The organism is Streptomyces sp. BBFR2 (genome assembly GCF_044497305.1).
In the GTDB taxonomy this organism is placed as follows: Bacteria; Actinomycetota; Actinomycetes; order Streptomycetales; family Streptomycetaceae; genus Streptomyces.
Genome location: NZ_CP172415.1, coordinates 5,171,132 through 5,193,529 on the forward strand (window position 1 = coordinate 5,171,132; position 22,398 = coordinate 5,193,529).

Genomic DNA, 22,398 nt, shown 5'->3' on the forward strand with positions numbered 1-22,398 from the left:
CCCGCATTCCGTACGGGGCTGCCCGCGTCCCGCACGGGCCCGCCCCACATTCCAGGGGGCCACCCTCACCCCGTACGGGACGGCGTCCCCAGGGCCCGCCGGGCATCCCGTACGAGACGACTCGTCCTCCGCGCGAGACGCCCCGCATTCCCAGGATCCGTCTCGCATTGCCGGGAGCCGCCCCGCATTCCGTGCAGGCCCTCCCGCATCCCACGGGGGCCGCCCGGTGTTCCAGGCCCCCCCGTATCCGTAGGGGGCGGGCCCTGGAACGCGGAACGCCCCCAGGACCCGCCCCCACCGCCGTTCCGTCTCAGCCCAGCCCATCGATACGGCCGCCGTCGCGCAGACGGCCCGTCAGCCGGGCGTGGCTGCCCGCCGGGACCCGCAGGGTCAGCAGGCGTCCCGGAGCGCCGCCCCGGACACCGCCGGTCGCCGCGATCGATGTCACGTCCCGGCTCCCGGCGGCCAGCAGCCACCACGTCCCGTCACCGGACTTCCACAGCGCCCCGGCCAGCACCCGCGGGGCCCGCGGGCCGCACGCCGTACCGCCCTCGGCGGCCGCCGCCACCGCGCCCGTCGCATACGGCTGCCCGGCCGGCGCCGGGCCCTGGAACACCGCCAGCGTCCGGCTCCCCGGGCCCCGCCAGGTCTCCGCCCGGGCGCACAGCCACGACGCGGTCCCCGCCCCGCCCGGCAACGCCTGCCGGGCGAACGGCCACGCGTTCACCGACCGCACGCCAAGACCCCGCAACGCCGGAAGCTGACACGCCGTCCGCGCCCACGCCGTCCGCCCCTCCGGACCGTCCACCGCGCCCGGCGCCTGCGGCGTCCCGTACGTCAACCGCGCCGGGGTCGTCTCGCCCAGATCGGTCAGCAGCGCCCCGTCCGTCCGCAGCGCCGGCCAGGAATCGCACCCGCCGGACGGGCCCGGCGACGGCGCCGGGGCGCTCACCCCCTGCGCGTCCACGGCCAGCCGCTCCCCGGGCGCCCCCGGCTTCAGCAGATCCACCAGCCGCACCGACGACGCCCACGGGGCCGTCAGATAACGGACGTTACGGGCCGTACGGCTCACCACCAGCGCGGCCGCCGACGCGTCCTGCGCCCCGTCCGTCCGCGCGAAGTCCAGCGCCGCGCCCGCGTCCGTCGAACCGTCCGCCGCCTCCGCGTACCGCACCAGCCGCTGCCCGTCGTGGAGCAGCACCACCGCCGCGTGGTCCACCGCCCCCGCGAACAGCAACTGCGCGGGCCCGGCCGCCGGACCCGTCGCCGTACCGGGCGCCGCCGCCACCTTCACCTGCGGCCCCGGCCGCGCCCACACCGCCAGCGCCCGCCGCAGCAGCGCCTTGTCGCCGGTACGGTCACCCCGCGCCGGCCAGGCCGCGAAGTCCTCCCGCGCCGCCGACTTCCATGCCGTCGGCGACGACACCGTCAGCCGCGCCGGGTCCATCGCCGCCCGCGCCGCCGCGTTCTCCGCGTACGGCGGGGCCGCCGCCCCCTGCGGCCCCCAGCCCTGCCCCGGCAGCCCCAGCAGCGCCCCGCAGACCACCACCGCGACGCCCGCCACCAGCAGCGCCCGGCCGTGCTGCCGCCGCCGGATCAGATCGGTGGGCCGGGCCTGGAGCGCACACGCGTCGAACTCCGGCGACTCCAGCAGCGACCGGCCCCGCACCGCGCCCGGCGCCGTCACCTCCTCTGCCTCCGCCACCGCGACCTCCGGGTCACGCACCCCGGCGGCCGTCAGCGTCCGCAGGACCTCCTCCGGCGCCAGCCGTTCCAGGGAGCGCAGGACGTACGCCGCGCGCCCCGCGGCCGACAGCTCCGCCAGCTCCCGGTCCAGGGACAACTCCGCCGCCCCACCCGGCCGCGGCGCCAGCCGCACCCCCCACACCTGCGGCAACGGCCCGGGACGCCGCCACCGGCCGCCCGCCACCGCCAGCGCCTGACGCACCACCTGGACCCGCAGCACCGCGTACCCGGGACCGTCCGCCTCCGGGGCGCCGCGCTGGCCGGGCAGCGGCAGCACATCGGCAGCGGTACGGCGGCGCGGCAGGGCCCGCTGCGCCACGGCGTGCGCGGCGCGTACCCGGTGGCCCCGGCCACCGCCGTGCGGCAACACCAGGTACGCCAGCCGCACCAGCCGCGGATAGTGCGCCACCAGCGCCGCCTCCGCCTCCTCGACGTCCACCCCGTCCGGGCCGTCCGGACCCCGCGCGGGGTCGTGGCCGGTGACGCGGTCCTCGGGGGCGCTGTCCTTGCGGGAAGGTGTCGGCTGCTGTTCCACGCCCGGTGAAACGAGCGGGAACGAGGCCGGTCACCCGCCGGAACGAGGCCGGAACGGGTGACCGGAGGAGCGCCGGGCCCGGCCGCGGACGGCCGCCCGGCACCGGGCACGGGCCCGGGAAGGAACACACCCGCGCCCGCGGGACCGGTCACCGGCCCCACGGGCGCGTCCGTCAGATGTCCAGATCGAACTCGCCGTCGCGGGCGCCCAGCACGAACGCGTCCCACTCCGCCTTGGTGTAGCGCAGCACCACATCCGGCTCGGTGGAGTTACGCATCGCGACCGCACCGCGTTCCAGGAACGCGATCTCGACCGCCTCCTCCGCGTCGCCCGGGGCGCGCTGCCAGGTCGCGTCCGAGATGTCGAGGCCGTACAGCCACGTCTTCTCCGCTTCCTTCACCGCCGCCCTCTCGGCCGCTTCCCGATCCGCTGCTTCCCGCTCCGCTGCGGCGCTCATGCCGTTGTCCCCTCACTCACGTGGTCCTTCCGGCTCAGCGTACGGGGTGACCGGCCGGTCACCGGATGTTCCAGCGGCGGAACTCGGCCGTCCCGCGCGCCCCCGAACCGGAGTTGGCCGCGCACTGGAACATCCCGGCGTCCTGCGTCCCGGCGGCCCCCGGCACCCGCACCGTCCCGACCTCCCGCCACGTCGTCCCGCCGTCCACCGAGCACGCCCCGGTGTACGCGGCGCCGCCCGCCCCGTCGGCGCCCCGCACCAGCCGCAGCGTCACCGGAGCGGTCACCCCCGCCAGCCGTACGTTGGTGTCGAGGGTGCCGTCGCCCGTCGCGTCGTAGGAGAGCACCACGCCGTGGTCCGGGGTGACGGCGAGGTCGAGGAAACCGCGCGCCCCGGGCGAACCGGGCTCCGCCGTCAGGCTGTTGCGGACGATCAGGCCCGCGCGGGCCCACGGCGCCGTCGCGTCCTGCCGCACCACCTCCGCCCGCACCGACCCGCCCGGGACCAGCGCCCCCGGCCGGTACACCGCGCCGAACTCCGCGGTGGCGCGCCACAGATCGCTGCCGCCGCCGTGCACCGCGAACCGGTCCGCCCGCTGACCGAAAACCGCCTCGTTGGTGGTGACCGTCGTCCACCCTGCCGCCAGCGGCCCCGCCACCCACAGGGCGTCCTCGCGCACCGCCCGCACCCGCTCCGCACCGCGCGGCCCGTACGTCGCGGTCAGCGTGTACGGCAGCGCCCGCAGCGGTTCGGCCGGCGGGCCCGGCGGCGCCGTGACCTGCCAGTGCGCCCGGCCGGTGGCGCCCGGTCCGACGGACGGCAGCGACAGCGGACCGTCCGGCTCGGCCGCCGGCCCGCGCAGCGCGAAGTCCACCCGGCCGGTGGCGCGCAGCCCGCTGACGTTCCGCAGCGCCGCGCTCACCCGCGCCCGCCCGCCCGGCGGCAGCGCCACCGGCTCCGCCGCGACCGTCAGCGCCCCCTGGTACGGCGCCGCCGCCAGGACGTCCCGCACCCGCCGCGCGGTCCGGTACGCGTCGGTGACCGGCCGCTGCGGATGGCGCTCCCGCCGCCGTGTCCACGCCTCCTCCCACGCGTACCAGTCGAACGTCTTCGGCTCCCGCCCGGCCGCCAGCGCGTCCGCCAACTCGTCCAGGTACGCCCGCCACTGCGGCAGATACACCTCGCCGGTCAGCCCGTCCCAGTCGCGGTTGGCGTAGCGCGTCAGCTTCCCGCCGTCCGCCGTCGGGCGGTCCGCCCACGCGGTGATCAGGGTGCGGGCCGACCGTTCCAGCCGCGCCGCCAGCGCCGCGTCCCCGCCCGCCGCCGCCCGCGCCTGCGCCAGCCACGGCCCCAGCAGGAACCGCCGGTGCGCGCCGGCGGTCTCCTCGCTCAGATGCATCAGCCGCAGCCACAGCGCCGACAGCGCACCGAACGCCGCCGCGTCACCCCGCCCGTGCGCCTCCTGGAGCTGGGGGATCAACTGCCAGGAACGGTTGGCGAGCGCCTGCCGGGCCAGGTCGGTCAGATCGTGGCGGTAGGTGTCGGCGCCGCGCAGCGCGGGCCGGACGGCCAGCAGCGCGGCGAACGCGGTGTCCACCGCCGCCGGATCACACGCCGGGGTGTGCGTGGCGTGCGCCGTCCCCGACCGCGCCGCCAGGTCCGGCCGGGCCGCGAACACCGCGTCGTGCGGTCGCCCGTCGGCGCTCGCGATCTCGTACGCGCTGGTGCGCAGCGCGGCGAACGCGGCCCGCGCGGCGCCGTCCCGGCCCCCGTACCGGGCGTCCGCGTAGCCGTCGAACCACGCGGCGCGGTCCACCGGCCGTTCGTTCCACGCCAGCTCCGCGAAGAGCGCGAACGCCGCCGGGTCCCGTTCCGCCGCCTCCGGCATGTACGCCGTCCCGGCCAGCGCGCTGCCCGGCTTGTCCCGCCACACCGTGAACCGTTCCGTCCACCGGTGCGTCTTCGCGCCCAGCGTGGTGCGCCCGCCGAAGTTGGGGATCGTCCCGAACGCGTACGGCGTCCCGCGCCAGTCGCGTTCCCGGTCGGTGACGGTGTCCAGATCGCTCAGCCCGTCCACGATCAGCATCCGGTCCCGGTCGACGCCGTCCAGCAGCTCCGCCCGCGGGTTCTCCTGCCAGCCGAGGATCACCCACACCGCCCCGGGGCGCGCGGTACGCAGCGCCCGTTCCACCGCCCGCGCCGCGTCCGCCACCGGGACGTCCCCCGGATCGCCGCCCTCGTGCAGCAGATCCATCTTGAAGTGACCGGCGGGCCCCAGCAGTTCGCGTTGGTGGCGGTAGAACGCGGCGGCGACGTCGGCGAACGTACCGGTGCGCGGGTCCAGCCAGTCCGGGCGCCGCAGCCCCGCCCAGACGCCCTGCGGCACGGTGACCGCCCCCGGGTTCCGCGCCGCGAAGTCCACCGGCACCGTCCCGAAGTACCCCGGCAGCACCGGCTTCATCCCCAGGGCGCGCAGCCGGTCGGTGATCCGCCGCCCCAGTTGCGCCCGCCGCGCCAGCAGCGCCGGGTCGATCGGCCCGCCGTAGCCGCTCATGTTCTGCAGCAGCCACCACGGCTGGTGCGTGGGGAGCGGGATCCAGGCGCGCGCCTCGGCGTCGGAGTACCCGAACCCGGTCAGCAGCCGGTGGTACACCGCCTCCGCACCGGGCGTGACCAGCACCTCGTTCACCCCGTGCAGCGCCAGCAGATCGATCAGCCGCTCCCAGCGCGGCCAGTCCGCGTACGGGGCGGTGTAGCCGTCGTGGGTGTCGTTGAGCGCGAAACGGTGCGGCAGCGCGCAGGACCGCTCGACGGGGGCGCCCGGGGCGGGCAGCCGGGCGGACAGCGCCAACTGGTCGCCGCTCCAGGAGAAGTGGGCCCGGCAGGTGTGCCGCAGATAGTGGTACGCGCCGGTCAGCAGCGTCGCCGGGGAGGTCCCCGCGATCTCGATCCGCCCGGCGCGCCCGCCGACCCGGAACCGGTCCCCGCCCCGGCCGTCCGGGGGCAGCGGGACGAGCCGGAACTGCTCCGCGTGGCGCGGCAGCAACCGGCGCAGCGCGTCGTGCGCCGGACCGGCATCGAACGGGGCGCCGTCACCCACCGCGTCCGGGGCGGGGACGGCGGCGCCCCCGCCGAGCGTGGCGCGGGCCCCGAGCGCGGCGGCGGAGCCCAGCAAGGTACGACGGGTCGGACGGGACATGGCTGCCTCCACTGCTCGGCGGTCCTGCGGCGACACAACGGGGACGGTGCGGAAGCGCGCGGGCGACACGCCCGCACCGGCACGCTAACGGCCCCCGGCCACCACTCCAAGGAGGAGGACGGGCCGTTCCAGGACCGGGCCGTTCCGGGATACGCCCGTTCCTGGGGCAGCTCGTTCCTGGAGCTGACTGTTCGGGACCGGCTTGTTGCGGGATCTGGTCTCTTCCAGAGGCCGGCCGTTCAGGGCCGGGCCGCCCCGACCGGCCTGTTCCAGGCCCCGGTGATGTCCCCGCCCCTGCCGTGCCTGCACCGGTGGCCGTTCGGAGATCCCTCTCCTGGGACGGCTCGTTCCAAGGGCCGGGCGTTCCAGAGGCCGGCCGTTCCAAGCCCGGCTGTTCCGGGTCCAGCCCGTTCCAGGAGCCGGCTTGTTCCGGGGCCCGGCCGTTCCGGGCCCAGCCCGTTCCAGGGCTCGCTCGTTCCGGGATCCGGCCGTTCCAAGCCTGACCGTTCCGGGGCCGGCTTGTTCCAGGGGCCGGCCCGCTCCAAGAACCGGCCGTTCCGGGTTCAGCCTGTTCCAGAGTCGGCCCGGTCCTGGATCCGGCCGTTCCGGGCCCGCCTGTTCCAGGCCCACGCCCAGGCCACGCCTCCACCGTGCCCGATCCGATGACTCTTCAGCGCCCCTCACCCGGACCAGACCGCTCCAGGCCCCGCCCGTCCCGGAACCAGCCCGTTCCCGCCCCCGCCCGTTCCCGTCCCCGGCCCCACCGGTGACTGTTCGGCGGCCCCTCACCCGTACGCTCCCTCCCCTTCACGCGCTCGGACGGCACCCGCGGGGAGAGTCGGGGTGGGGCGCCTCACCGTTCCGCCCGCGCCCCGGGCGCGCGCCGCCGCCGTGCCCGTCCCGCTTCCCGACACCGCAACCCGTACCCCGCCGGTCGCGCCCCGGGACCGGCGTCCGCCACCGTTCCGCGGCCTCCCGCAGCCGGGAGACCGCCGTCTTCCCGGAGGGTTCGCCATGCGTACGGCCCCGACCGTTCCCGCCCACGACCCCGCACCCGCCGCCGGACCGCGGCCCGGCTACACCACCGCGCTCGCCGCCACCGACGCGGAGATCCGCGCCGCGCAGCGGCTGCGGCACCGGATATTCGGCCAGGAGCTGGGCGCCACCTTGCACACCGAGGTGCCCGGACACGACACCGACGCCCTCGACGCCCACGCCGACCACCTCGTCACCGTCCACCACCCCACCCAAGAGGTGGTCGGCACCTACCGGCTGCTGCCGCCCGGCCGCACCCGGAGGCTCTACTCCGACGACGAGTTCGACCTCACCGCCCTGGACGCGCTGCGCCCCTCCCTGATCGAGGCGGGCCGTAGCTGCGTCCACCCCGACCACCGCGGCGGCGCCGTCATCAACCAGATGTGGGCCGCCCTCGCCCGCTACACCCTTCTCTCCGGCCACCGCTACCTCGCCGGCTGCGCCTCCGTCCCGCTCGCCGACGGCGGCACCGCCGCGGCCCACGCCTGGGCACTCGCCCGCACCCGCCACCCCGCCCCGCCCGGCCTGCACGCCGTACCGCACCGGCCCTGGCTGCCCGCCGGGGAACTGCCCGGGAAGCCCGCCGCCGCACAGTTGCCGCCGCTGCTCCGCGGCTATCTGCGGCTCGGCGCCTGGATCGCCGGACCGCCCGCCCACGACCCGGACTTCGGCGTCGCCGACTTCTTCGTCGTCCTCGACATGGAACGCCTCGGCGACCGCTACCGCCGCTACTTCCTCGGGGAGGACACCGCCCCGCGCACCCCCGTGCCGCCCGGCCCCCGCGGACCGGAACGCCGCTCCCCGGAGCGCGTGGCATGACCGGCGGCCCCTGGGACACCGTCCCCGGCTGCGGCCGCCACTGCGCGCGCCACGCCCTGCCGCCCGTCCCGGCGGTCACCACGGCGCTGCGCGGCGCCGCGTTCGCCGCCACCGTCCGCCGGGCCCTGGCCGACGGCGGACACCTCGCCGACCCCGCGCGGCTGCGCGACCGGGCCCGTGCCCTGCTCGCCGCCCTCGGCATCCGCCTGGACGGCGGCGGGCCGCTGCGCGCACCGTCCACCGGGCCCGGCACCCTCATCGTCGCCAACCACATCTCCTGGCTCGACATCCCGGCGCTGCTCGCCGTGGAGCCGGTGCCGGTGCTCGCCAAACGCGAGGTCGGCACCTGGCCGGTGGCCGGCGGCCTCGCCCGCCGCGCCGGTACGCACTTCATCGACCGCGCCAGCCCCCGCCAACTCCCGCAGGTTGTCGGCGAGTTGACGGAGATCCTCGCCTCGGGCCGGTCCGTCGCGGTGTTCCCGCAGGCCACCACCTGGTGCACCGCCGACGGAGGCGTCTTCCGGCGCGCCACCTTCCAGGCCGCGCTCGACGCCGGCGCCCCCGTCCGCCCGGTGACCTTGACCTACACGCAGGGCGCACTGCCCTCCACCGTCGCCGCGTTCTGCGGCCCGGACAGCTTCCTCGCCTCGCTCCGCCGCGTCCTGGCCGCCCGCGGCCTCGCCGTACGGGTCACCGCGCACCCGGCGCTGCCCCCGGGACGCTGCCGCGACCGCCGCGAACTGGCGGCCCTCGCCCGCTCCGCCGTCCTCGCCGCCCCGCACCCGGACACACCGGTGCGCCCCAACGCCCCGGCACACCACGGGGGCTGAGCCCCGGACAGACGGACGGCCGGGCCCGCACCTTCGTGCGGACCCGGCCGTTCGCCGTACGGATCAGGCGCTGGGCACGTACTTGTACCCCACGCGCCGCACCGTGACGATCGACGCCCGGTGGTCGGCGCCGAGCTTCCGCCGCAGCCGGGCGATGTGGACGTCCACGGTCCGGCCGTCACCGACGTGCCCGTACCCCCACACCGTCGTCACGAGCTGATCGCGGGTGTGCACCCGGTGCGGATGCGCCACCAGGTGCGCCAGCAGCTCGAATTCGAGGTACGTCAGGTCCAGCGGACGGCCCAGCACCTGCGCCGTCCGCTGCTCCGGGTCGATCCGTACGACCTCGTCACCGGCGTGCGCGCCGGGGGCGGACGCGGCCTCGGAGGCGGGCTCACCGGGCGGCCCGGCGGCGGGGTCGGTGGCCGGGTGGCGGCCCGCCGCCGCGGCCTGTTCGGCCGGTACGAGGACGAGATAGCCGACCATCGGCGGGCGGCCCGGCAGCGCCGGCAGGCTGCCCTGCGGCGCGGGCAGCCAGGTCGCGCCCGCGGTCAGCAGCTCGGCGACCGGCGGCACCTCATCGGGTGCCACGGCGCGCAGCCGCTGCCGGCCGACGTGCGGGGGAGGGGAGGAGGGGAGGGGGGCCGTCGCGGAAGTGGCAGGCAGCGGGCGGACGTTCGTCATGGAATTCAGCTCTTTCGCGCAGAGAAGCGTCAGGGGACGTCGTGCGCGCGGGCAGGGCCGACGGCGCCGTTCAACGGCGTCGGACGGAAGAGGTGCGGGCCCGCGCTCAGTGCGCGCGGCAACACAGACGATCGAAGGCGTGCGCCTGGCGGGACGGCCAGAAGGGCTCGAGGTCGCTGCGACCCGTCGCGCTGTCATTGAGGCTGGCCATGTCGCCCATTGAAGCAGACGGCTGTTGATATGTCCTTCACATGGACCGAGATGTGAGACGGATCGCCCACATACTGTCGCCCCCGTCCCGGCGCCCGCCCACCCGCGCCCGCCACGGCGTCAGTTCGCCCGCCCACCGGTACGGGACGGCGCGGACGGGGGCGTACGGCGACGGCCCCGGGGGAGCGCGGAGCCGTCCGCGCGCCTCCGGGGCGCGCCGCCGACCGGCGCCCCCCCGGGCCGGGCCGGTCCACCGCCGGATGCGCGCGACCCCGGGTGATTCCGGCCCCCGCGCCGGGTTCCGCCACCCCGGGGAGCGGGCCCCCGCGGGGCAGACTGGCCCCATGACGACCCCGCGTATCGGACTTCTCGGCACCGGCTTCTGGGCACAGCGCGTCCACGCACCCGCCCTGGCCGCCCACCCCGGAGTGGAACTGACCGGCGTCTGGGGGCGCCGCCCGGAGGCGGCCGAGGAACTGGCCCGCGCCCACGGTGCCCGCGCCCACACCTCCCCGGACGCGCTGTTCGCCGACTGCGACGCCGTCGCCCTGGCGCTGCCGCCGGCCGTCCAGGCACCCCTGGCGACCCGCGCCGCCGAGGCCGGCTGCCACCTCCTCCTCGACAAACCCGTCGCCCTCGACCCGGACGCCGCCCGGACCCTGGACGAGGCGGCCGCCCGCGCGCACGTCGCCACCATCGTCTTCTTCACCGCCCGCTTCGGCACCCACGAGGCCGAGTGGATCGCCGGGCGCGCGCAGGAGGGCGGCTGGTTCACCGCCCACGCCGACTGGCTCGGCTCGGTCTTCGCCGAGGAGAGCGACAGCCCGTACGCCGCGTCCGCCTGGCGCCGCGAGAAAGGTGCCCTGTGGGACGTCGGACCGCACGCGCTCTCCGTCCTGCTGCCGGTCCTCGGCGACGCGGTGGACGTCGCCGCCCGCCCCGGGCCCGCCGACACCGTGCTGCTGACGCTGCGCCACCGGGGCGGCGCGGCCAGCTCCGCCACGCTCAGCCTGACCGCGCCCCCCGCCGCGGCGGGCGTCGCCGTCACCCTGCGCGGCACCGCCGGCGTCGCCGCCCTGCCGCACCGTCAGGACGGCCCGCTGCCCGCCTATCACCGCGCCGTCGACGCCCTCCTCCTCGCCGCCCGCACCGGCCGCCCGCACCCCTGCGACCTCCGCTTCGGCCGCCGCGTCACCGAGATCCTGGCGGCGGCGGAACAGGCGCTCGGCTGACGGGCCCGCCGGGCCCCGTTGGCGCATTCGCGCAGGTACGGGCGGGCGCGGGCCGTAGCGTCGGCGTACCGGCGGGCCGTCACGGTGCGGACGACCGGCCCGCCCGCGACAGCCGCCGCACCGCACCGCACGAAGGAGCCCACCCGTGACCGCCCCCGCCTCCCCGGACGCCGCCTACCCCGACGTCCTCCTCGCCGCCTTGCGCCGCGATCCCGCCCGTACGGCCCTGATCGCCGCCGACGGCACGGAGTTCACCGCGGGCGGGCTGGCCGACGCCGTGCACCGGACGGCCGCCGTGCTGGCCGCCCGCGGCGTCGGCCGCGGCACCACCGTCGCCGTGCTCAGCACCACCCTGCCCGCCGCCCTCACCGCCCGCTACGCCGCCAACCACCTCGGCGCCCGGGTCGTCCTGCTCTACGACGGGCTCGCCCCCGCGACCCTCGCCACCCTCGTCGACGGCGCGGACGCCGCGTTCCTGCTCGTCGCGCCGGACCTGGCCGGCACCGCCCGCGCCCTCCTGGGCCACCTGTCCGGGCCCCGGCCCGTCGTCCACACCCTCGGCCCGGTCCCCGGCACCGGGGACCGGCCGCCCCTGGGCGACGACCTGGCGGCCGCCTGCGCCGCGCTCCCCGGGACGCCCGACGTCCCCGGGGCGGCGCTCCCCGGGGACGACTGGTGCATCCGCCACACCGGGGGAACGACCGGCGTCCCCAAGGGAGTCCGGATGACGCACGCCCCCTACGCCCGCATGCTGACCCGCCCCATGGCCGCCGCCGGGGACCCGCCCCGCTTCCTGGCCGCCACCTCCCTCGCCCACCTCGCGGGCATCTTCACCGACGTCACGCTGGTGGCCGGCGGCACCGTCGTCCTGCGGCCCAGCTTCGAACCGGGCGACGTGCTCGCCGCCGTCGCCCGGCACCGCATCACCCACCTGTGGGCACTGCCGCCGCTCCTCTACCGCCTCCTCGACCACCCCGACCTGCCCGCCACCGACCTCTCCTCCCTCACCCGTGTCACCTACGGCGGCTGCCCGGCGTCCCCGGCCCGGATGCGGCACGCCGCCGAGGTGCTGGGCCCGGTGCTCTACGGGGAGTACGGCCAGTCCGAGGCGCTGTCGATCACCGAGGCGGTCCCCGCCGACCTCGACGTCACCGGCCCCGGCGGCCGCCTCACCGTCGGCCGGGCCCGGCCCGGCGTCGAGATCGCCGTACGGGACGCGGACGGCCGCACCCTCGCGCCGGGGGAGACGGGCGAGATCCATGTCCGGTCGGCGGGCGTGATGTCCGGATACTGGAAGCAGCCGGAGCGCTCCGCGGAGGTCCTGGTGGGCGACGGCTGGCTGCGCACCGGCGACATCGGCACCCTGGACGAGGAGGGTCGGCTCTACCTCGTCGACCGCGCCAAGGACGTGATCATCGTCGTCGGCGGCCATGTCCACCCGCTGGAGATCGAGGATCTGCTGCACACCCACCCGGACGTCGCGCAGTGCGCCGTCTACGGGGTGCGCACCGACGCGGGCGAGGAGGTGCACGCCGCGGTGGTCGCGGCGCCGGGCCGCACCGTCGACCCGGAGGAGCTGCGCGCGTTGGTGGTTCACGACAAAGGCGCCATGTACGCGCCGGTGGTGTTCCGGATCTGCGACGCGCTGCCGCTCACGCCCGTCGGCAAGCCCGACAAGGTCCGGCTGCGGGCGGCGGCGCAGGCGTCCGGGGCGGCGGCCACGGCCCGCTGACCGGGCCCGCCCCCGCACCGTCATATCGCCGCTGGTCAGGGCCGATTGTCAGTGGCCGGCCGTAGAATGGGAACCAGTAAGTGAGGGTTCACCCAGCATCTGGAGGTTGCCCGATGGCCCCTGCCACTCTGACGACGAAACCTCTTCCGGCCCACTCGCCGGCCAAGAAGCCGCTGCCCGCCGGTTGGCCCCGCGAGCGGTATGAATCCCACAACCGCCGCCTCAAGGCCATGCGCCTGGCGATAGCCCTGCTCGACACCGGGGTTCACGGCCCCGACCAGGCGCCCAACGGCCGCATACGCGCGATGGCCGAGACCATCGGCGTCCACCGCCCGTCCGACACCACCTGCCGTCTGGTGCGCACCCTGCTCTACGACAACTGCTGACCCGAACGCACCCGGGTGCGGGGGAGACCGGCACCGCGACAGGAGAACGGGCCCTCGCGGGCGTCGTGCTGACGCCCGCGAGGGCCCGGTATCCCCCCGATTCCCCCGTCGGACGGTTCCCGCGCCGAGGGCGCGGAGCCTTGGCAGCGAGCGGTACGTGCCGCCGGGCCCGGTATGCAGCCGAAGCGGCCCGCGCACGTCCGCGGAGGCGAACGCCCCCTTGTGGGCGTCCGGAGCCTGCTGCCCGCGCCGTGTCCACCACCCTTCCAGTCGCCTGTACGGCCCCGCAACGCCGGAGTGATGCCACTTCAACTCGCATTGATTGCTAGGAGGTTATGAATCCTGGAGGGTAGGGACATGACGAGGAACGGTGCGCCGCGCGATGCCCCTGTGCGGCATCTGAGGGCTTTCCTGGTGCTGGCCGAGGAACTCCATTTCGGGCGCACCGCCGCCCGGTTGTTCATCACCCAGCCCGCCCTCTCGCAGCAGATACGCACCCTGGAACGCGATCTGGGCGTCCGGCTGCTCGACCGCTCCACCCGCCGGGTCGAGCTGACCCGGTCCGGCAGGGAACTGCTCCCGGCGGTACGGGAGGCGGTGCGCGCCGCGGACCGGCTGCGGGAGGAGGCCGGGGCCCGCTCGGGCGCCGGGAGCCTGGTGATCGGCTCGTTCGAGAACATCGCGCTGATGGAGCCGGTGCCCGCCGTCATCGACACCTTCCGGGCGGCGCTGCCCGAGGTCGGCGTACGGATGCGGCGGGCCGCGTTCGACACCGCCACCGTGCTGCTGGAGGGCGAGGTCGACGTCGCGTTCCTCTTCCTCCCGGTGCCGGACGGGATCCAGTACCTGACGCTCGCCGAGGGAGCGCGGTGCGCGGCGATCAGCGCGGCGGACCCGCTGGCGCGACGGGAGATCATCAGCCTCGCCGACCTGCGGGACCGCCCGCATCTGGGCTGGTCACCACGGGTGCCGCGGGTCTACCGGGAGCACTGGTCCGCCGACCCGCGGCCGGACGGCGGCCCGGTGCGCTACACCGACCACGGCGTCGTCGACTACGCCGGATCGCTGCTGGCCATCGCCATGGGCGAAGGCATCCAACTCCCCCCGGCTGCCGCCCGCCGCCTGTACCCGAGGGCCGGCGTCTCCTACCTCGACGTCAAGGACCTGACCCCTTGGTCGATGGGGCTCGCCTGGCTCCCCGCCAAACGGGACCAGCCCCAGGTCAAAGCCCTGCGCGAAGCCGCCCGGCGGGTGGTGGCGGAACGGGAGGGGCCGGGCGGCCCTGACACGGGTGGCGTCGTCAGGCCGTTCCGGGCGGGCTGATCCGGTGCCCGAGCCGACGCCGGGCCCGAGACCGGGGAGGCTCCACCGGGGGCGCACCCTAGGCGTCGTCCTGGCCCGCCGTGTCCCGGGTGCTCCCCGCACCCCCGGCGTTCTCCGCGCCTCCGCCGCCTTCCGCATCGGTCGCTTCCGCCGTTTCCGCCGGCTCCGTCATCTCGGCCACCTCCGCCAGCGCTGATGTCAGCCAGGTGATCCAGAAGGTCTCCAGGTCGATGCCGGCGCGCAGGACCAGTCGGCGCAGCCGGTCGCCGGGGGCGTCGGCGGACCGGAAATCGCGTTCCTCGATCGCGGTGTACTCCGCCAACTGGCGGCGGTGCAGGTCGAGATGGCGGCGCAACTCCTCGTCGAGTCCGACGTGGCCGACGACGGCCGCGGCCCGCATCCGCAGCAGCAGGGCGTCCCGGGGCGGCTTGGGGTCCTGCGGTTCGGCCGCCCACGCGGTCAGCGCGGCGCGGCCGGACGGCAGCACCTCGAACTCCTTCTTCTGTCCCCGGGCCGGCTGCGCGGCCGGGAGCGCCCGGATCAGTCCGGCGGCCTCCAGCTTGCCCAGTTCGCGGTAGATCTGCTGGTGGGTCGCCGACCAGAAGTAACCGATCGACTTGTCGAACCGCCGCGTCAACTCCAGCCCCGACGACGGTTTCTCCAACAGGGCGGTGAGGATCGCGTACGGCAGGGACATGGACGCATCCTAGGCCGGTCCGGCCACCTGACGAGGGCCACGCCCGCCCGGGGCCCCGCCTGCGCGGACCGGCCCGGACCTGCGCGGACCCGCGTCCGGCCGGAGCCCGGCCCCGCGCACGCCCGGCCCCGCGCACGCCCCGGCCCGAGCCCGCCCCGGGCCCGAGCCCGCGCGGGTCCCGCCCGTCCGCCTTCCGCCCTCCCTCACAACCGGGCCGCGAGCCGCGTCCCCCCGTCGATCGCGCGCTTGGCGTCGAGTTCGGCCGCGATCTCGGCGCCGCCGGTCAGATGGACGGAGTGACCGGCGCGTACCAGCGCGTCGTGCAGGTCGCGGCGGGGTTCCTGGCCGGTGCAGAGGACGACGGTGTCCACCGCGAGGGTCCGGCGCTCTCCGCCGACCGTCAGGTGCAGCCCGTCGTCGTCGATGCGGTGGTACGTGGCGCCGGCGGTCATCGTCACGCCGCGGTGGCGCAGTTCGGTGCGGTGGATCCAGCCGGTGGTCTTCCCCAGGCCCGCACCGACCTTGGTGGTGCTGCGCTGGAGGAGGTGGACGCGGCGCGGCGGCGCGCTCCGCCGCGGGGCGGTGAGGCCGCCCGGGGCGCCGTAGCCGGTGTCGACGCCCCACTGGCGGAAGAAGACCTCCGGGTCCTGGCTCGCCGGTTCGCCGCTGTCGGTCAGGAACGCCGCCACGTCGAAGCCGATGCCTCCGGCGCCGATGACCGCGACGTCTTCGCCGACCGGTGCGCCGTCCCGGAGGACATCGAGGTAGCCGAGCACGCTCGGATGGTCGGTGCCCGGGATCGGCGGGGTGCGCGGGGTGACGCCGGTGGCCAGCACGATCTCGTCGTACCCGGCGCCGTCCAGCGCCTCGGCGGTGACCGGTGTGCCGAGGCGGACGTCGACCCGCCACCGCTCCAGCGCGTGGCGGAAGTACCGCAGCGTCTCGGCGAACTCCTCCTTGCCGGGGATCCGGCGGGCGATGTCGAGCTGTCCGCCGATCGTCGTGGCGGCGTCGAACAGCGTCACGTCGTGGCCGCGTTCCGCCGCCGTCACCGCGCACGCCAGTCCGGCGGGTCCGGCGCCGACCACGGCGACGCGCCGGCGCCGCCGCGTCGGCGACAGCACCAGCTCCGTCTCGTGGCAGGCCCGCGGGTTGACCAGGCAGGAGGTGATCTTCCCGCTGAAGGTGTGGTCGAGGCAGGCCTGATTGCAGCCGACGCAGGTGTTGATGGCCGCCGCCTCGCCCCGTCCGGCCTTGGCGACGAACTCCGGGTCGGCGAGGAACGGCCGCGCCATCGCGACCATGTCGGCGGCCCCGCCGGCCAGCACCTCCTCGGCGACCTCGGGGGTGTTGATGCGGTTGACGGCGACCAGCGGCAACTTCACCGCACCGCGCACCCGCCGCGTCACCCAGGTGTACGCGCCGCGCGGCACGGACGTCGCGATGGTCGGGATACGCGCCTCGTGCCAGCCGATCCCGGTGTTGAGCAGCGAGGCGCCGGCCGCCTCGACCGCCCCGGCCAGCTCGATGACCTCCGGCAGCGTGGAGCCGCCCGGCACCAGGTCCAGCATGGACAGCCGGTAGATGATCAGGAAGTCCGGCCCGGTCCGCTCCCGCACCCGGCGGACGATCTCCACCGGGAACCGCATCCGGTTCGCGTAGGAGCCGCCCCACCGGTCGGTCCGCCGGTTGGTGGCGGTCACCAGGAACTCGTTGATCAGATAGCCCTCGGAACCCATGATCTCGACGCCGTCGTACCCGGCGGACCGGGCCAGCTCCGCGGCGCGTACGAAGTCCTCGACGGTCCGCTCGACCTCGTCATCGGTCAGCGCGTGCGGGGTGAACGGGCTGATCGGCGCCTGGAGCGCGCTCGGCGCCACCAGGTCCGGGTGGTGCGCGTACCGCCCGAAGTGCAGCAGTTGGAGCGCGATCCGGCCGCCCTCGCGGTGCACCGCGTCGGTGATCAGCCGGTGCTCGGCGGCCTGCGCCTCGGTGGTCAGCGCGGCCCCGCCCTCGTACGGCCGCCCGGCGTCGTTGGGCGCGAACCCGCCGGTGACGATCAGCCCGACGCCGCCGCGCGCCCGCTCGGCGTAGAACGCGGCCATCCGCGCGAACCCGCCGGGCGCCTCCTCCAGCCCGACGTGCATCGATCCCATCAGGACGCGGTTGGGCAGCGTCACGGGCCCCACATCGAGCGGGCTCAGCAGATTCGGGTACGGGCTCGGGCTCATCGGGCCTCCTGGCGCGGCGACGGTCGTCAGGGATGTTCTAGGGCACCCGAGCGGAGTTGTGCAACAAGTTGCATAAAAGAGTGACCGAGGCGACGGGACGCGGGGCGGCCTGCGGTCGGCCTTGCCGGGACCGGCTCCGGCCTGCCTGGCCCTGCCCGGCCCGGTTCGGCCCTGCTCTGCCCTGTCCGGCCCGGGGTCTGCCCAGCCCGGCCTGGCTCTGTCCTGCCCGGCCTGGCCCTGCCCGGCTCTGACCTGCCCTGTCCTGTCCGGCCTGGCTCTGTCCGGCTCTGGCCTGCCCTGTCCGGCCCGGCCTGGCCCTGCCTGGCTCTCCCCGGCTCTGACCTGCCCTGCCCTGTCCGGCCCGGCCTGGCCCTGTCCGGCCCGGCCTGGCCCTGCCTGGCCCTGCCTGGCTCTCCCCGGCCCGGTCCGGCCTGGCCCTGTCCGGCCCGGTCCGGCCTGGCCCTGCCCGGGTTCTGCCCGGCCCGGCCTGGCCCTGCCCGGCTCTGGCCTGCCCGGGCAGGGCCGGTGCCGCCGTCGTCCGCCCCCCTCTGCGTCCGCTGCCTGTGTCCGGCCCGCGTCCGTCGTCCGCGCTGCGCCGGGCCCGCGTCCGCCGCCTGTGCCTGTGCCCGCTGCCGCCCGCCTGCGTCCGGCCCTCGTCTGTCACCCGTCCGCCTGAGCGTGTGGCCGCTGCCGCCCGCCTGTGTCCGGCCCGCGTCCGCCGTCCGCGCTGCGTCGGGCCCGCGTCCGCCGCCTGTGCCTGTGCCCGCTGCCGCCCGCCCGCCTGAGCGTGTGCCCGCTGCCGCCCGCCTGTGTCCGGCCCTCGTCTGCCGCCCGTCCGCCTGAGCGTGTGGCCGCTGCCGCCCGTCCCCGTCCCCGCGCCCCGCTCGTACGCCTCCGTCTCCGCACGGTCCCGTGTCCCGCGGCCTGTGTCCGGTGCGCGGCCCCCCCCCGCGTGCTCCGGATGCCCGGGGGCCGCCCCATGGGCGCGCCCTGCTCCCGCTCTCGCCCGCCTGCGCCTGGGGCGCCCCCGCCCCCGCGTCCCGCCCGTACCCGTCCACCGCGTACCGTCGCCGCCCCGCGCCCCACCCGCCCCCGCCGCACCGTGGGCCGTCTCACAGCGGTCTTCCCGTTCACCTGGCCCCAACTCGGTTACCTCTCAGTAGAGTTGCCGCATTCCGAGGGGTGGCCGCCGGCGCGTCACGTACGGGGACGACGACGCGCGCCGCGCCGACCGCCCGCCCGCACACGGAAGGGACCGCATGAGCACACCGTCCACGACGCTCACGCTCGACCACGTGGTCGACACCGACCGCTACCCGCTCGCCGACCCCGACGCCCCCGCCGCCCGGACCGTCATCGACCGGGCCCGCCGCGACCTGCGCACCCTCGGCTGCACCGTCCTCACGGACTTCCTCCGCCCGCCGCAGCGCGACGCCCTGCGCGAGGAGTGCGCGGACCTCGCCCCCCGCGCCCACTTCGCCACCGAGACCGTCAACGTCTACAACATCGCCACCGACACCCCGCTGCCCGAAGGCCACCCGGGGCGCCGCACCTTCCTGCGCGGCAACGCCTTCGTCCCCCGCGACCGCATCCCCGCCGACGCGCTCATCAGCCGGCTCCACACCGACCCTGACTTCCAGCGCTTCCTCGCCGCCTGCTTCGGCCTGCCCCGGCTGCACCCGCTCGCCGACCCGCTCGCCGGACTCGTCCTCAACGTCGTCGAACCGGGCATGGAACACCCCTGGCACTTCGACACCAACGAGTTCACCGTCAGCATGCTCACCCAGGAAGCCGCGGAGGGCGGCGACTTCGAGTACTGCCCCGGCATCCGGTCCGCCGACGACGAACGCTTCGACGACGTCCGCGCCGTCCTCGACGGTGACGGCGGCCACCTCGTCCGCCGCCTCCCGCTGCGCCCCGGCGACCTCCAGCTCTTCCGCGGCCGCTACGCGCTGCACCGGGTCAGCCCGGTCCGCGGCGCCCGGGCCAGGCACTCCGCGATCTTCGCCTACAGCGAGCGGCCCGGCGTCATCGGCAGCCTCGCCCGCACCCGCCAGCTCTTCGGCCGGGTCCTCCCCGCCCACGAGGCCGCCGCCCGCCGCGCGGTCCGCGGCGACACCCTCCTGGACTGACCAACCCCCGTACGATTCCCGCTCGTTGAGCACGTCGCCCGTACGCATCCGTCGAATCGAGAGCCGCCATGCCCACACCCGAGGACACCGCACCCGGCACCACCTTCGCCCATGACGACCAGCTACCGAAGGTGCCGCTGCCCACCCTTGAGGAGAGCTGCGCCCTCTTCCTGGAGTGGTGCCGCCCGCTGCTGACCGACGCCGAACGCGCCGCCACCGAGGCCGAGGTGGCCGCCTTCCGCGCCCCCGACGGCCCCGGCCCCGTCCTGCACGCCGCCCTCGCCGCCTACGACGCGCTCCCCACCACCCATAGCTGGCTCGACACCTTCTGGCCCTACCGCTACCTCGGCCGCCGCGACCGCATCGCCCTCAACGCGAACTTCTTCTTCCTGTTCCGGGACGAGTTCCGGGACGAGTCCCGGGGCGGGGAGCCCGCACCGGGGACGGGCGCCGCACCGGCCGAGGGCGAGAGCGCCCCGGCCACGGCCGCCCTCGCCGCCGACCCCCAACTCTCCCGCGCCGCCGGCCTCATCGCCGGCGCCCTCCACCACAAGCGCCTCCTCGACGAGGAACGGCTCCCGCCCGTCCTCCAGCGCGGCCGCCCGCAGTCGATGGACCAGCACCGCTACCTCTTCTCCACCACCCGCATCCCCGGCACCGACCAGGACACCGTCCGCGCCCCGTACTCCGCCGAGTGGCCCGGCCCGTCCCGCGCCCGCCACATCGTCGTCCTCTTCCACGGCCGGATGTTCCGCCTCGACGTCCTCGCCCCCGACGGCACCCCCTACGGCCTCGACGACCTGCGCGCCGGGCTCGACGCCGTACGCACACTGGGCGCCGCCCCCGCCGAACCGGGCACCTCCGTCGGCCACCTCACCACCCTCGCCCGCGCCGAATGGGCCGACGCCCGCACCGCCCTCCTCGCCGACCCCGGCAACGCCGCCGCCCTCGACACCGTCGAAACCGCCCTCTTCTGCGTCTGCCTGGAGGACTTCGCCCCCGACGGCGTCCAGGAGGCGTGCGACGAGCTGCTGTACGGCGACCGCGGCAACCGCTGGTTCGACAAGGCCGTCTCCCTCATCGTCTTCGCCGACGGCCGCGCCGGCATCAACATCGAACACTGCGAACTCGACGGCACCACCGTCCTCGCCTTCGTCGACGGCCTCCTCGCCACCACCCCCGAGGAACACGCCCGCCTCGCCGGCGCCCGCACCCAGGGCCCGCCCGCACCGGCCCCGCTCACCTTCACCACCGACGACGCCACCCGCGCCCGCGTCCGCGCCGCCGCCGACGCCTTCGCCGCGTACGGCCGCGCCACCGCCACCCGCACCGTCACCTTCGACGACTTCGGCGCCGACACCGCCAAAGCCCTCGGCGTCTCCCCGGACGCCTTCGTCCAGCTCGCCTACCAACTCGCCCACCAGCGCGCCAAGGGCCACCTCGGCGCCACCTACGAATCGATCGCCACCCGGCAGTGGCGGCGCGGCCGCACCGAGGCGATGCGGGTGGTCACCGAGGAGATCCAGCGCTTCGTCGCCGCCATGGAGGACCCGGCCACCGACCCCGCCACCCGCCGCGCCGCCTTCCGCGCCGCCGCCCAGGCCCACGTCGCCCGCGCCAAGGACTGCCAGGCCGGCCGCGCCCCCGAACAGCACCTGTGGGAACTGGAGCTGATCCAGCGCCGCCGCGGCCCGGAACTCGGCCTCCCCGACCAGCCCGCCCTCTACCGCTCCCCGGGCTGGCTCACCATGCGCGACGACTACCTCAGCACCAGCTCAGCCCCCTCCGCCCACATCCAGTTCTTCGGCTTCGGCTCCACCAGCAGCCGCTGCATCGGCGTCGCCTACGTCCTCCTCCCCGACCGCTTCCACCTCTACCTCAGCACCCCGGAGAAGGTCGCGGAACCGATGCACACCTTCGCCGACCAGCTCCGTCGGGCGGTGACGGAGCTACGGGAACTGCTGGGCGAGGAAGGATGACCACGGCCATCCGCGACTGACGGGGCCGGCTCACCCCGTGAGACGGGCGGGGCCGCGGGTACGTCCGACCGCGGCCCGCCCACGGCTGACGGGGCCGGGCGCCGCGTTCGGCCATGCCCGGTCCGGCAGTGGTCCGGCAGCTACGGTCCCGTGGCCGCGGCCGAGGAGGCCGCGTCCGGCTGCGCGGGCTCAGGGCGCCCGGCCGGCCGTACGGGGCCGGGCGCCGCGCTCCACCGCGCGGCGCCCGCCGCCCCACCTTCCCCCCCCGCTCCCCCCCACTTCCCCCTCACTTCAACAACCGCGACATCCGCCGGTCCGCCAGAATCTTCCCGCCCGTCTGACACGTCGGGCAGTACTGCATCGACCGGTCCCGGTACACGACCTCCCGCACCGTGTCCCCGCACACCGGACACGCCTGGCCGGCCCGCCCGTGCACCCGCATACCGCTCTTCTTCTCCGCCTTCAGCTTCCCCGGCTCCAGCCCGCCCGAGCGCGCCACCGCGTCCGCCAGCGTCGTCCCGATCGCCGCGTACAGCACATCGGTCTCCTCCTCCGACAGCGACGCCGCCGCCTTGAACGGCGACATCCGCGCCACATGCAGGATCTCGTCCGAGTACGCGTTCCCGATCCCGGCCAGCACGCCCTGATCCCGCAGTACGCCCTTGATCTGCCGCCGCTCACCGCTCACCATCGCCCCGAACGCCTCCCGCGTGAACGCGGCGTCCAGCGGATCGGGCCCCAGCCGCGCCACCCCGGGCACCTCCCGCGGATCCCGCACCACATACACCGCCACCTGCTTACGGGTCCCCGCCTCCGTCACATCGAACCCGTCCCCCTCGACCAGCCGCACCCGCAACGCCAACGGCCCCTTCCCCGGTCGCGGCACCCCCTCCGGCACCTCCTCCCGCCACCGCACCCACCCCGCCCGCCCCAAATGCATCACCAACCGCAACCCCCCGACCCCCACATCCAGAAACTTCCCCCACCGCACCACGCCCCCGCACACCTCCCCCTCCAACTCCGTCACGGCGGGCTCATACGTCTTCAGCACACTGACCGCCACCGGAAAAACCCGCTCGACGGTCTTCCCTTCGACCCGCCCCCGCAGGTATCGGACGAGCGACTCAACTTCTGGCAATTCGGGCATGGGGTCAGTCTGGCGCAGCCGGGA

The 22,398-nt window shown here is 76.1% G+C and carries 15 protein-coding genes; 8 read left to right on the forward strand and 7 right to left on the reverse strand.

Features of this window, described 5'->3' with window-relative positions; translation table 11 throughout:
• Positions 1–310 precede the first annotated feature (310 nt).
• From ACGH2B_RS21045 to ACGH2B_RS21055, 3 genes are all read right to left on the reverse strand, one after another.
• Positions 311–2,281 carry a hypothetical protein gene (locus ACGH2B_RS21045; RefSeq protein WP_399091959.1) on the reverse strand — a complete coding sequence of 657 codons (1,971 nt, stop codon included), beginning with the start codon at positions 2,279–2,281 and terminating at the stop codon, positions 311–313.
• A 172-nt stretch (positions 2,282–2,453) separates the two neighbouring features.
• Complete coding sequence (locus ACGH2B_RS21050) at positions 2,454–2,738, reverse strand: DUF397 domain-containing protein (RefSeq protein WP_399091962.1); 285 nt, start codon at positions 2,736–2,738, stop codon at positions 2,454–2,456.
• A gap of 58 nt (positions 2,739–2,796) precedes the next feature.
• Positions 2,797–5,937, reverse strand: coding sequence for an alpha-N-acetylglucosaminidase TIM-barrel domain-containing protein (locus ACGH2B_RS21055; RefSeq protein WP_399091965.1), 3,141 nt, complete (start codon positions 5,935–5,937; stop codon positions 2,797–2,799).
• Between the two features lie 1,014 nt (positions 5,938–6,951).
• Between ACGH2B_RS21055 and ACGH2B_RS21060 the strand changes: the two genes are divergently transcribed.
• Both ACGH2B_RS21060 and ACGH2B_RS21065 read left to right on the forward strand, forming a co-directional pair.
• Entirely contained in the window at positions 6,952–7,791 is an 840-nt protein-coding gene (locus tag ACGH2B_RS21060) for a GNAT family N-acetyltransferase (RefSeq protein ID WP_399091968.1), read from the forward strand.
• Positions 7,788–8,621 carry a lysophospholipid acyltransferase family protein gene (locus ACGH2B_RS21065; protein ID WP_399091971.1) on the forward strand — a complete coding sequence of 278 codons (834 nt, stop codon included), beginning with the start codon at positions 7,788–7,790 and terminating at the stop codon, positions 8,619–8,621. Before ACGH2B_RS21060 ends, ACGH2B_RS21065 begins: the two co-directional genes overlap by 4 nt.
• 63 nt (positions 8,622–8,684) lie before the next feature.
• Here the strand turns inward: ACGH2B_RS21065 and ACGH2B_RS21070 are convergent, their stop codons facing one another.
• Positions 8,685–9,305 (reverse strand): winged helix-turn-helix domain-containing protein, encoded by a 621-nt coding sequence (locus ACGH2B_RS21070; RefSeq protein ID WP_399091974.1) that lies wholly within the window; start codon positions 9,303–9,305, stop codon positions 8,685–8,687.
• 554 nt (positions 9,306–9,859) lie between these two features.
• On the opposite strand from ACGH2B_RS21070, the gene ACGH2B_RS21075 reads away from it, so the two are divergent.
• The 4 genes from ACGH2B_RS21075 to ACGH2B_RS21090 all read left to right on the forward strand — a co-directional run bounded on the left by ACGH2B_RS21075 (position 9,860) and on the right by ACGH2B_RS21090 (position 14,188).
• Positions 9,860–10,747 carry a Gfo/Idh/MocA family protein gene (locus ACGH2B_RS21075; protein WP_399091977.1) on the forward strand — a complete coding sequence of 296 codons (888 nt, stop codon included), beginning with the start codon at positions 9,860–9,862 and terminating at the stop codon, positions 10,745–10,747.
• A 145-nt stretch (positions 10,748–10,892) separates the two neighbouring features.
• On the forward strand, positions 10,893–12,479 hold the full coding sequence (locus tag ACGH2B_RS21080; protein WP_399091980.1) for an AMP-binding protein: 1,587 nt from the start codon (positions 10,893–10,895) through the stop codon (positions 12,477–12,479).
• Between the two features lie 113 nt (positions 12,480–12,592).
• The gene (locus ACGH2B_RS21085) at positions 12,593–12,865 is read left to right on the forward strand and encodes a hypothetical protein (RefSeq protein WP_399091983.1); all 273 of its coding nucleotides are present in this window, start codon (positions 12,593–12,595) and stop codon (positions 12,863–12,865) included.
• Between the two features lie 357 nt (positions 12,866–13,222).
• On the forward strand, positions 13,223–14,188 hold the full coding sequence (locus ACGH2B_RS21090; protein WP_399091987.1) for a LysR family transcriptional regulator: 966 nt from the start codon (positions 13,223–13,225) through the stop codon (positions 14,186–14,188).
• A 58-nt stretch (positions 14,189–14,246) separates the two neighbouring features.
• On the opposite strand, the gene ACGH2B_RS21095 is transcribed toward ACGH2B_RS21090, so the two are convergent.
• Both ACGH2B_RS21095 and ACGH2B_RS21100 read right to left on the reverse strand, forming a co-directional pair.
• Positions 14,247–14,885, reverse strand: a complete 639-nt coding sequence (locus tag ACGH2B_RS21095; protein WP_399091990.1) for a PadR family transcriptional regulator — start codon at positions 14,883–14,885, stop codon at positions 14,247–14,249.
• Positions 14,886–15,088: 203 nt separating this feature from the next.
• Positions 15,089–17,116: an FAD-dependent oxidoreductase gene (locus tag ACGH2B_RS21100; RefSeq protein WP_399091993.1), complete on the reverse strand. Its 2,028-nt coding sequence runs from the start codon at positions 17,114–17,116 to the stop codon at positions 15,089–15,091.
• A gap of 1,259 nt (positions 17,117–18,375) precedes the next feature.
• Between ACGH2B_RS21100 and ACGH2B_RS21105 the strand changes: the two genes are divergently transcribed.
• Positions 18,376–19,248: an arpA protein gene (locus ACGH2B_RS21105; protein WP_399091996.1), complete on the forward strand. Its 873-nt coding sequence runs from the start codon at positions 18,376–18,378 to the stop codon at positions 19,246–19,248.
• 68 nt (positions 19,249–19,316) lie between these two features.
• Positions 19,317–21,227: a choline/carnitine O-acyltransferase gene (locus tag ACGH2B_RS21110; RefSeq protein WP_399091999.1), complete on the forward strand. Its 1,911-nt coding sequence runs from the start codon at positions 19,317–19,319 to the stop codon at positions 21,225–21,227.
• 286 nt (positions 21,228–21,513) lie between these two features.
• Here ACGH2B_RS21110 and ACGH2B_RS21115 read toward each other — a convergent pair whose 3' ends face one another.
• Positions 21,514–22,374 carry an Fpg/Nei family DNA glycosylase gene (locus ACGH2B_RS21115; RefSeq protein WP_399092002.1) on the reverse strand — a complete coding sequence of 287 codons (861 nt, stop codon included), beginning with the start codon at positions 22,372–22,374 and terminating at the stop codon, positions 21,514–21,516.
• Positions 22,375–22,398: the final 24 nt, after the last annotated feature.

What these genes read in the sequence shown, in the direction of transcription:
- ACGH2B_RS21050 (WP_399091962.1), bottom strand. Translation starts at nt 2,738, where the DNA reads ATGAGCGCCGCAGCGGAGCGGGAAGCAGCGGATCGGGAAGCGGCCGAG.
- ACGH2B_RS21055 (WP_399091965.1), bottom strand. Translation starts at nt 5,937, where the DNA reads ATGTCCCGTCCGACCCGTCGTACCTTGCTGGGCTCCGCCGCCGCGCTC.
- ACGH2B_RS21060 (WP_399091968.1), top strand. Translation starts at nt 6,952, where the DNA reads ATGCGTACGGCCCCGACCGTTCCCGCCCACGACCCCGCACCCGCCGCC.
- ACGH2B_RS21065 (WP_399091971.1), top strand. Translation starts at nt 7,788, where the DNA reads ATGACCGGCGGCCCCTGGGACACCGTCCCCGGCTGCGGCCGCCACTGC.
- ACGH2B_RS21070 (WP_399091974.1), bottom strand. Translation starts at nt 9,305, where the DNA reads ATGACGAACGTCCGCCCGCTGCCTGCCACTTCCGCGACGGCCCCCCTC.
- ACGH2B_RS21075 (WP_399091977.1), top strand. Translation starts at nt 9,860, where the DNA reads ATGACGACCCCGCGTATCGGACTTCTCGGCACCGGCTTCTGGGCACAG.
- ACGH2B_RS21085 (WP_399091983.1), top strand. Translation starts at nt 12,593, where the DNA reads ATGGCCCCTGCCACTCTGACGACGAAACCTCTTCCGGCCCACTCGCCG.
- ACGH2B_RS21090 (WP_399091987.1), top strand. Translation starts at nt 13,223, where the DNA reads ATGACGAGGAACGGTGCGCCGCGCGATGCCCCTGTGCGGCATCTGAGG.
- ACGH2B_RS21095 (WP_399091990.1), bottom strand. Translation starts at nt 14,885, where the DNA reads ATGTCCCTGCCGTACGCGATCCTCACCGCCCTGTTGGAGAAACCGTCG.
- ACGH2B_RS21100 (WP_399091993.1), bottom strand. Translation starts at nt 17,116, where the DNA reads ATGAGCCCGAGCCCGTACCCGAATCTGCTGAGCCCGCTCGATGTGGGG.
- ACGH2B_RS21105 (WP_399091996.1), top strand. Translation starts at nt 18,376, where the DNA reads ATGAGCACACCGTCCACGACGCTCACGCTCGACCACGTGGTCGACACC.
- ACGH2B_RS21110 (WP_399091999.1), top strand. Translation starts at nt 19,317, where the DNA reads ATGCCCACACCCGAGGACACCGCACCCGGCACCACCTTCGCCCATGAC.
- ACGH2B_RS21115 (WP_399092002.1), bottom strand. Translation starts at nt 22,374, where the DNA reads ATGCCCGAATTGCCAGAAGTTGAGTCGCTCGTCCGATACCTGCGGGGG.